The 1,774-nt window shown below is 36.3% G+C and carries 2 protein-coding genes; both read left to right on the top strand.

Features of this window, described 5'->3' with window-relative positions:
- Nucleotides 1-1,209, top strand: a 1,209-nt coding sequence (locus AQ1689_RS08075; RefSeq protein ID WP_145993744.1) for a T9SS type B sorting domain-containing protein, incomplete at its 5' end; no start/stop codon positions are given.
- 11 nt (nucleotides 1,210-1,220) lie between these two features.
- The coding region (locus AQ1689_RS08070; RefSeq protein WP_145993743.1) for a PorP/SprF family type IX secretion system membrane protein at nucleotides 1,221-1,774 on the top strand (554 nt) is incomplete at its 3' end.

Below are 1,774 nucleotides of genomic sequence, written 5' to 3'. Positions count from 1 at the left end.
GCAACAGATGATACATCAACAGGAAATACACCAGGCGATGATGCAACAATAGATGTATTAGACAATGATAAATTAAGTGATGGAAGTTCAATAACAGATCCAGCAACACAGGTAACTATCGATTTAGACCCAACAACAGTAGGCGTTCAAAATACTTTAGTAGTACCAAACGAAGGAACTTGGACAGTAGATCCAGTAACAGGGATTTTAACATTTAATCCAGACGCAGGCTTTACGCAAACACCAACAGATGTAGTTTATACCTTAACGGAAATAAGCACAGGCTTATCAGATACTGCAATGGTAAAAGTAGAATATACAGAAGTAGATACAGCAGCAACAGAAATAGATACGCCAGTGGTTGTTGATATTTTTGAAAATGATAGCGATATTCCAACATCAGGAACAATTTCGACAACGACACCAACCAATGGAACAGTTGAAGTTACAGATCCAAATAACACACCAAACGATCCAAGTGATGACGTTGTAACCTACGTTCCCGATACTGATTTTAGTGGAACAGATACTTTTGAATATACAGTTTGTGATAACGCATCAACGCCAAACTGTCAAACAGCAACAGTAACCATAAAAATTGGAGATATAATTAAGGATGATCCAGCAGCAACAGAAATAGATACGCCAGTGGTTGTTGACATTTTTGAAAATGATAGCGATATTCCAACATCAGGAACAATTTCGACAACGACACCAACCAATGGAACAGTTGAAATTACAGATCCAAATAACACGCCAAACGATCCAAGTGATGACGTTGTAACCTACGTTCCCGATACTGATTTTAGTGGAACAGATACTTTTGAATATACCGTTTGTGATAACGCATCAACGCCAAACTGTCAAACAGCAACAGTAACCATCGTAGTTGTACCAGAAGCAAATCCTTGCGGAACGCCTTATAATATTATGACACCTGATAACGATGGGGAAAATGATAGTTTCTTTATTTCTTGTATTGATAAGCCAGAATATGCAAATAATACGGTAGAGATTTTCAATAGATGGGGAAATACGGTTTACAAAGCTTCAGGATATAATAATGAAAGTGTTTCATTTAAAGGGATTTCAAACGGAAGAACAACGCTAGTTGTTGATGAAAAATTACCAGCAGGAACCTATTATTATGTTATTGATTTAGGCGATGGTTCAAAAGCAAAAGCAGGTTGGTTATACATTAATAGATAAAAAAAAACGATATGAAAATTAGATATTCAATATTATTAATTCTATGTATAATCAGCGGAATTAATGCACAACAAGATCCACAATATACACAGTATATGTACAATACGATGACCGTAAACCCTGCTTATGCAGGGTCAAGCGGACATTCAATCATAAATTTATTAGGGCGTACCCAATGGGTAGGAATCGATGGCGCTCCTGACAGTCAAACATTAAGTTATGACACACCTTTAGGCTATAGCGGGGTTGGTTTAGGAATCAATTTAACCAACGATAGAATAGGGCCTTCAAACGAACTTTATTTAGATATTAACGGATCGTACACTATTCGTACTAGTGAAGACGGAAATCTATCTTTTGGGTTAAAACTAGGAGGGCGTAATTTGAAGATTGACTGGAGTAAAGGACTTATTAGAAATGTAAATGACAACAAGTTAAAGTCTAATATCAATAAGTTTTTACCAACCATTGGAGCAGGACTTTATTACTACACAAGTAATTGGTATGTAGGAGCTGCAATCCCAAATTTTATCAGCACCGATCATTATGATGATACAATTAATGG

Source organism: Tenacibaculum finnmarkense (assembly GCF_900239185.1).
Taxonomy (GTDB): domain Bacteria; phylum Bacteroidota; class Bacteroidia; order Flavobacteriales; family Flavobacteriaceae; genus Polaribacter; species Polaribacter finnmarkensis.
The sequence above is the reverse complement of the archived record's forward strand: the minus strand, read 5'-3'. Positions and strand labels throughout refer to the sequence as shown.